Here is an 8,164-nt window from a genome sequence, read left to right as displayed (position 1 = left end):
CTGGCAGGATCCGGTTTTCATTTATTGATCCGTTTGGGAACAGGATGGAGTTATTGCAGTTTACCGAGTAATAGCCGAGCGGTGGCTTATTTTAAAAACTCCCCTCTCAAGAGGGGAATCGCACAATCCCTCGCTTTTTTTGCTTAAGTTAACGGCTATGGGCAGGAGCCAAGCGGTGGTGCATTTTTGATTAAAGTTGAGATATCACAACGCCAGCTCAATCATCGGGTCCCAGAAATGCGATTTGAAATCCTGTATCTGGTCGTCAATTACTTTTACACCTTCGCTTTCCAGCATCTCGGCCATACGGTTTCCGCCAAAGCTGGCTTTTGCGGTTAGTAAACCAACCCGGTTCACCACTCTATGCGCAGGAACAGGAGGCTTAGCATTACCTGCCGCCTGCATGGCCCAGCCTACCATACGCGATGAGCCTTTGGTGCCAAGGTAAGTAGCTATGGCCCCGTATGATGTTACCCGTCCGGCTGGGATCAGCCGGGCAACCTGGTAAACCTTCTCAAAAAAATTAATATCCTCCATTAAGCGTTTTCGGTAAATGAAAACTTAAGGTAGTTAATGTTCTTGTTATGCTGTAAATATTTTTTCTCGTAGTAGGTTTTGATAGACAGCACCTCATCTGCGTATTCCGAATGGTAAAGATCTTCTGTTTTAATGTGCAGATTTAGCTTCAATTCGTCTATCTTTTCGGCCGTGTAGGCGTGCAGGCCGTCGTTATCCGTTTTGAGGTTAACACAGCCCCCTGGTTTTAAGATGACGATATATTTATCCAGGAAACGGGGTGATGTCAATCGTTTTTTCTCGCGGCTTAGCTGCGGCTGCGGATCAGGGAAAGTGATCCAGATCTCATCTACTTCACCAGGGGCAAAATAATCAAGCAGGTTCTCGATCTGAATGCGAAGGAAAGCAACGTTGGGTACGCCGTCTTCAATAGCGGTTTTTGCGCCTCGCCAGATACGGTTGCCTTTATAGTCGATACCAATGAAATTCTTATTAGGAAACATGCGGGCAAGGTTCACGGTATATTCGCCTTTGCCGCAGGCCAGTTCAAGCACTACGGGGTTGTCGTTCTTAAAAAACTCACGGCTCCATTGGCCTTTGAAAGGTTTGCCGGCATCTAATTGCAGTACATTACTGAAGTTTTCAATTTCGGCAAAACGCCTTAACTTATCTTTTCCCACTTTACGTTTTTAAAATAAAGCGCAAAAATATTGAAATTATTTTAACACGAATGATTTGCGTGCTGTAGAGCGATTAAATCGAATTACACCAATTGGTTTAATGATTTGTATAGCAGATTTGAGAAATTCGAATAATTAGCAGAATTAGTGTAGAAATTATTGACACGAATTGATTTGCTTATCGCTGAGCAATTAAAACGAATTACACGGATGTTAAAAAATTGAACTTGATTCTAATTCGTGAAATTCGGCTCAATTCGAAAAATTCGTGTGAAAATTATCATACTACAGCCCCGCCTGCAGGTTTAACATATGGTGCCGGTTTGTATTCTGCATCCTCTTTCCTTTTAGTGAATTTTGCGAATAAAGCCTTTGCTTTGTCCCAAATGCCGCCAACGCTATCCTCATTCACATAGTTCGATGCTTTTTGCGAAACAAGGCCAACCAGGGTTTTTACTAAAAAGTTGGAGTGTTTGAAAAGCGTTTTGTTCAATGCAAGCGGGATCACGAACCTGGAGATAAGGTTAAGAATATCCGGATGGAAGAAACTGGTGTTTTTTATACCATCAGTATCATTTGAACGCGGGAACAGGGTAAGCGCAGTTGAAAATAAAGCTGACGGACTGTTAACGCGCGCTTTCAAAGCTACCGCTTGTTGTTTTTCAAGCGATCTTAACCTGAATATTTCGGCCTGCAGATCGCTGATGTTGGTGATATGAAGATCCATGGTTTATCGTTTAAATATTTTTTGAATAAAGATGTTGATAAGCGGCCTTTCGAGGTGGCGTTTAAATATCTTGATAAACATGGCTATCAAAAAGTAAAGCACGGCAACACAACCAAAACCTTCCCAATAGGAGTGAAAAACATCAGCCAGAAAAAAGCCTAATGTAACACTTGCAAAAAGAAATGCCAGTACCATGCTTATCACGGTTACCAGATCGGCAATGATGCTTGCTAATATGGAGGTTCCACCTTCAATAGCTTCGTACTTTAAAAGTTTAAACCGGAGTTCGGCATATTCCTTTAACTGATCAACTATTGGCGGTAATGGTGGTTGAGTTTCTTTTTTATCTTCCATAGGTAAGGTTATATATCCCGGATGGGGCTGTTCATCCGCATCCGGGATTGGTGTTATACATGCTTATGCGTGCTCAAGGTCGTCCTGGTATTCTTCTTCGGCACCTTTAATTTTCGACTTGATGTTTTCAACAACTTTGTCTTTTAAACCAACCAGGTTGTCAATTTCGGCAGCTGCGGTATCTTTAATTGATTCGCCAAGATTTTTTAATGATTCAGTTAGCTTGTCGCGGGTTTCATTGCCCTTATCTGGTGCAAACAAAATACCTAAAGCTGCCCCTGCTGCCAAACCGGCAAGCAATGCAACAACTACTTTTGAGTTATCATTCATTGTAATATAATTTAAAGTTGAACATTTGATTAGTTACTCGTAAATATCCTGCCAAATATGTGCATTTGGCGCATTTATTTTTATTTAAGTATAAATTAACTTTTATGTGCTAAATAAATTTTACCCTGTGTTCACAAAACTGTTCAGGGATGTACGGTATAATTTATACACTGTTTATCCGTTCAAGCCTGTCGGCAGCGAGGCGGTTGGTTTCATAGATCTCCAGCAACAGCATAAAATATGATAACAGCACCGGGCCAAACACCAGCCCCAGGATCCCGAAAAGCGGCAAACCTATAAAAACTCCTATTATTGAAATTATAGGATGTGTGTTGGCTATTCGCTTGTTTATGATCATGCGCAGCACATTATCAATGTTGCCAATAACCAGCAATCCATAAACAAGTATTACCACGCCCTGCCAGTTATGCCCCTGTGCAAATAATATAATACTGGCCGGTATACACAGTGTCGGCGCCCCAACAACCGGCAAAAAAGAAATAAATGCACCTATAACTCCCCAAAATACGGCGTCCGGAATGCTCAGCGCATAAAAACCTAAGGCCAGCAGGAATCCCTGGGTGGCGGCTATTATCCCTTGTCCTAAAACGTTGGAATAAGTAGAATCGCGTAGGGCAGCTGCAAATTTCAATGCATGTTGCTCGCGAAAAGGTGCATACTTTAGCAGGCCGGCTTCAAATTCCCTCATTTGGGTAAGCATAAAATACAAAAGAAAATACAAAACCAACAGGGTAATAATAATATTGGCTGCACTGCTTAATATCGATGGAAACAAACTTGTACCAAAAGTACCCAGCTTTTGCAAAGTATCTTCGGCAAAATGGGGCTGATTTAGGTTAGATGCTGCGAAAGTATCAATTTTTGATGTCCATTGGTCAATTGGCAGGTCTTTTATGTTAATGCTGGATATTTTACCAACCACCATTATGCTCAGCGTAAGGAAAGGGATAACAATAACGATAAGTGAGCTGAAAATAATGAGCAAGGCTACCAACGTTTTGTTCCAGTTACGTTTTTCAACCAGGGTTACAAACAGTGGCCTGAAAATAGTGAATAGCACTACAGCACCTAAAATTGAACTGAATAAACCGCTGAGCGCATAAAGCAAAAAGCAACCCAGTATAATAATGCTTGCCAGGATAATATTGTTGCGCTGCTTATAGTTGAAGACTGACATGTATGCTGTTGATTGATACTTGCTTAAAACAAAAAAACGCCAAAAAGTTTTAGCGTTTCAAGTATTAATTGCAACGCTTTTTAATTGGTATCGTTAAGCAGGGTATTGATCCGGATTGAACTTATTTCTATGGTATCCATGTAAAACAAACAGTCTGATGTTGGATTGGGTATTTCATACCGTAACTGCTCAAGCGCCAGGTGAATGTTTGATAATTGGTTTTTTATATCGTGCCTTAATTTACGCATGGCCTCGTCTTTTTCATCATTAGCCCCCATGTTACTTAAGGTTAATGGCCTTCATTTTATTATAGAGGGTTTTGCGGTCGATATTCAGGATCTCGGCAGCCTTGGTTTTGTTGAAGTTAACTTCCCTTAACACCCTTATAATTGTTTCATATTCGGCCTCAAGCGCGGCATTTTTAAGGTCGTGGCGGGGTTCTTTAACCTCGGGTACCTCAGCTACATGCGATGAGGGTTGATGATGCTGTGTGTAGTGATTTGGCGTTTCGTACGATAATTTATAGGTCGACATTTCAAGCGGCAGCGCTTTAAGTGTGATCTCATTGCCTTCGGCCAAAAGGGCCGCCCGGCGGATCACATTTTTAAGCTCGCGGATATTGCCCTGCCAGCGATAGTTCATAAAGCAATCCACTACCTCCTGCGAAAACGATTCGACATTGCGGCCAAGTTCCTGGTTGGCAATTTTTAAGAAATGTTCGGCCAGTAATATAATGTCGTGCCCGCGCTCACGCAACGGCGGCATGTAAATGCTAAACTCGTTGAAACGGTGATAAAGATCCTCGCGGAAACGGCCTTTCTGGATGCCCTCCTGCAGGTTCTCGTTGGTGGCAATGATAATACGCACATCAAGATCGATCTCCTTGGTACTGCCTATCCTTTTAACCTTACGTTCCTGTACGGTACGCAGCAAGGCTGCCTGGATCTCGTACGAAAGGTTGCCTACTTCATCTAAAAATAAAGTACCGCCGTTGGCCATTTCAAAGTGACCGATTTTGGTATATAAAGCGCCGGTAAAAGAACCCTTTTCGTGCCCAAAGAACTCACTTGCTGCAAGCTCCTTGGTTAAAGAGCCGCAATCCATAGCTATGAACGGTTGGTTATGCCGCGGACTGTTCAGGTGGATACTTTTCGCTACCGACTCTTTCCCCGTACCGCTTTCGCCTAAAATAATAACGCTGTAGTTTGTTGGGGCAACCAGTTCTATCTGCCGGGCAAGTTCCTTTGATGCACGGCTGGTCCCGGTTACAAATTCGGCCGCAAAAACGGTCTTTTTAACGGCTTTGGCCTTTTCTGGTAAAATGGCTGCCTGCGGCTCTTCATCAACCTCAACCAGGGCGTGGTGGGTTTCAAGGGCCTTATTAATGGTATTTAATATTTCGTCAGGATATAGCGGCTTGGTGATATAATCATAGGCCCCCATTTTAATAAGCTCAACGGCCATTTTTATGTCCGAGTAGCCGGTGATGATGATAACCCCTGTTTTGGGGTATTGGATTTTAATATTACGAAGCATTTCGCGGCCATCGGTATCTTCAAGCCTGAAATCACAAAGTACAAGTTGATATTCACCGTTTTTCAACGCCTCCATACCTCCGGTACCACTTGATGCGGTACCAACGTCAAACCCATTCCGCGTTAAAAACTTCGATAGCAATAACGCAACATTAACTTCATCATCAATGATGAGGATCCTCTTCATATTCAGCAATTATTGTTAGCGGTAAATGTATTATTACGTGTCAAAATACAAACAATGTGCTAATTTATACGATTTATTTAATTATAAGGGTTCATATCCACTAAAAAAACATAATAAAAAAGGGGAGCCCGATTGAGCTCCCCTTTTTTATGTTAAGGTATTTGTAGGGCCATATATTAAAAGCCGTACGCTACACGTAAACCTATAAAGTTCACTTTGCTTGCATCAACGCCGGTAGCATATTTAGTAGTTGCTTCGTAACGGATACCTGCATCAATAAAGCTGCTTGCACTTACTGGGAATTGAACACCAATTTGCGGAGCGTAAACAAATGCAGTTGATTTGTTAGCGCCAACGTCAGATTTGTTTAATAAGAAGGCTGCACCGGCTTCACCCTGAACGTAGAAGTTATCAATAGGGAAGAATTTTAAACCAGCTTTAACAGGGATCAATTTAAAGTTGGTTGCATCAAGGCCTTGTACACCGCCGATATCTTTTTTGCCAAAAATGTTATTGTAACCAGCGTTAACAGTAACAAATAATTTGTTTGAAAGAACCGGGATATCAGCCTGTACCGAACCGCCTAAATTCCACTTGTAGTTGTCTTTAAAATTGCCAAGTGGAATACCTGCGTCAACACCGATGCTGTAACGGATGCCGCTTGTAGTTGTAGTTGATGTTGTAGTAGTGGTAGTAGGTGTAGATGTTTGTGCTTTTGCACCGAAAGCTAAGCCTGCAAATGCAAGGGCTAATGCTGAAACTTTGAATAAATTTTTCATAACTATTATTGTGTTTTTGATATATGTTGTTTTAAACACACAGCAAATTAACAACAGAAATCAGATGCGATTTTTCATCCAAAAGTCATGAGTATTTAATCGATTGATTAATAGTAATTTATTTTTTGACCCTATTGGTATTTTGGTCAGGGTAGTGTAAAATGGACTTGCAATTGCTGTTTTTCTGTCAAAATTAACATTCGCTTAACATGGGTTTTAGAGCCTAAAAATGATGAATTCTGCGTGAAATTGCAGAAAATGGCGAAATGGTATTAAAAAAGCGATGATGGAGCACATGCCTAATAGGCGGTTTTGTGTTAAGGGTAAATTATTATTTGGTTAACTTATTTCTTGTTAACATAGATGATTTGCAGGCGGGTTATTTTCGTTAAAAAATGATCATCATGAAATACGCCGGGCGTTTTATAGTAGCTTTTATTTTATTGCTTTTTGTGCAGGTAAGCCAGGCACAGGATAAACAATTTAACCATGGCAAGCGCGTGGTGATCATTATGATGGATGGCTTTGGTATGAGCTATTTTAATAACGCGCCTATGCCTCATTTAAAGGCCATGATTGCCAAAGGATTTTTTAAACAGGTTAACGCACTAATGCCAACAGTTACCAATGCCAATAACACTTCCATTTGTACGGGTACTTTCCCCGAAGTTAATGGCATCAGCGGCAACTTCTTTTTAAATGATAAGGGCGAAGAAGAGTATATGGAAGACAAACACCTCGTACTTGTTCCAACTATATTTCAAAAGTTAAAAGCATATGGTATCAAGTCGGCATTGATTTCCAGCAAAAAGAAAAGCACCACCCTCCTGCCCGAGGGCGCTGATATTGTAGTATCGCCGGAAACAGCAGATACCTCGTGGACTAACAAGATCGGCACACCTGCAAGTATTTACAGTGCCGAAGTAAATTACTGGTCGATGAAGGCGGGCATTTACCTGTTGAAGAACCGAAAGGATATCCGGTGCATCTATATCCATACTACCGACTATCCCATGCATACCTGGTCGCCTGCGGATAGCAACTCGATCAGGCATTTGGCTAATATTGACAACCTGATCGGCGAGATCAATGAAGCTGCTCCGGATGCTGCCATATTCATCACAGCCGATCATGATGTAAACCATAAAAGCCGTTGCGTAGATGTGCAGAAAGCTTTGCAGCTTCAGCATGTTGATATCAAACTGGCGCTGAGCCCCGAAAAGGATAAATACGTAAAACACCACCGTGGTTTTGGCGGCGCATCATATGTTTACCTTAATAAAGACAGTGATGCACCTGCAGTAAAAAAAGCGCTATATAAAATTAAGGGAGTCGAAACTGTGCTTACCCGCACTGAGGCGGCCCAAAAATACCATCTTCCGCCAGCCCGGATAGGCGACCTCATAGTACTTGGAGATTCGACCACTGTTTTTGGCGACCTGGAAAGCCAGGCCGAAGAAGATTTGCCTGCAACCTATCGCAGTCATGGTTCTGTTTATGAAATAAAAGTACCGCTCATCATCCTCAATGCAGGGAAGCTTCCGCCGCCATCGTACTTCAATTATAATAAAGATCTTGCGGGATGGTTGACCGATGTGAAATATCAATAGGCTACCTGAATGTCTTTACGCGAAGAAGCGGGTTAAAGCAGTTTAGAAAACAAACAAAAACCATGTCATTGCAGCGCAGCGTGGCAATCTCGTAGCCAATGCATGGCCGATTTGCATAGCTACGAGATTGCTTCGTCGTTCCTCCTTATAATGACGTGCATGTAAATCATTCATAATCAAGCTGCATTTTGGAGAGTAAGACCGAGTTTTTGAGCTTCTTTTTGCAGACGAGCAAGCTTTCTTGCCTT

10 protein-coding genes are annotated in these 8,164 nt (G+C 41.9%); 1 reads left to right on the top strand and 9 read right to left on the bottom strand.

The features are described 5' to 3' along the window. Positions 1-204: 204 nt before the first annotated feature. From VF500_RS03075 to VF500_RS03035, 9 genes are all read right to left on the bottom strand, one after another. On the bottom strand, positions 205-537 hold the full coding sequence (locus VF500_RS03075) for an MGMT family protein (RefSeq protein WP_330858267.1): 333 nt from the start codon (positions 535-537) through the stop codon (positions 205-207). Then, a complete protein-coding gene (trmB, locus tag VF500_RS03070; RefSeq protein ID WP_330858266.1) occupies positions 537-1,196 on the bottom strand; it encodes a tRNA (guanosine(46)-N7)-methyltransferase TrmB in 660 nt (219 codons plus the stop codon). Before trmB ends, VF500_RS03075 begins: the two co-directional genes overlap by 1 nt. Positions 1,197-1,476: 280 nt before the next feature. Beyond that, positions 1,477-1,923: a hypothetical protein gene (locus VF500_RS03065; protein ID WP_330858265.1), complete on the bottom strand. Its 447-nt coding sequence runs from the start codon at positions 1,921-1,923 to the stop codon at positions 1,477-1,479. Between the two features lie 3 nt (positions 1,924-1,926). After that, positions 1,927-2,277: a phage holin family protein gene (locus tag VF500_RS03060; protein WP_121232358.1), complete on the bottom strand. Its 351-nt coding sequence runs from the start codon at positions 2,275-2,277 to the stop codon at positions 1,927-1,929. A gap of 63 nt (positions 2,278-2,340) precedes the next feature. Further along, the gene (locus tag VF500_RS03055) at positions 2,341-2,607 is read right to left on the bottom strand and encodes a YtxH domain-containing protein (RefSeq protein ID WP_090532345.1); all 267 of its coding nucleotides are present in this window, start codon (positions 2,605-2,607) and stop codon (positions 2,341-2,343) included. A gap of 163 nt (positions 2,608-2,770) precedes the next feature. After that, positions 2,771-3,805 (bottom strand): AI-2E family transporter, encoded by a 1,035-nt coding sequence (locus VF500_RS03050; protein WP_330858264.1) that lies wholly within the window; start codon positions 3,803-3,805, stop codon positions 2,771-2,773. 80 nt (positions 3,806-3,885) lie between these two features. After that, a complete protein-coding gene (locus tag VF500_RS03045; RefSeq protein WP_330858263.1) occupies positions 3,886-4,083 on the bottom strand; it encodes a hypothetical protein in 198 nt (65 codons plus the stop codon). Position 4,084: 1 nt separating this feature from the next. Next, positions 4,085-5,527, bottom strand: a complete 1,443-nt coding sequence (locus VF500_RS03040; RefSeq protein WP_330858262.1) for a sigma-54 dependent transcriptional regulator — start codon at positions 5,525-5,527, stop codon at positions 4,085-4,087. Positions 5,528-5,703: 176 nt separating this feature from the next. Next, complete coding sequence (locus VF500_RS03035; protein WP_330858261.1) at positions 5,704-6,306, bottom strand: outer membrane beta-barrel protein; 603 nt, start codon at positions 6,304-6,306, stop codon at positions 5,704-5,706. Positions 6,307-6,710: 404 nt separating this feature from the next. Between VF500_RS03035 and VF500_RS03030 the strand changes: the two genes are divergently transcribed. Further along, positions 6,711-7,916: an alkaline phosphatase family protein gene (locus tag VF500_RS03030; RefSeq protein WP_330858260.1), complete on the top strand. Its 1,206-nt coding sequence runs from the start codon at positions 6,711-6,713 to the stop codon at positions 7,914-7,916. The last annotated feature ends 248 nt before the right edge of the window (positions 7,917-8,164 follow it).

Source organism: Mucilaginibacter sp., from assembly GCF_036383575.1.
Lineage (GTDB): Bacteria > Bacteroidota > Bacteroidia > Sphingobacteriales > Sphingobacteriaceae > Mucilaginibacter.
This window is presented reverse-complemented; position numbering and strand designations above follow the sequence as displayed.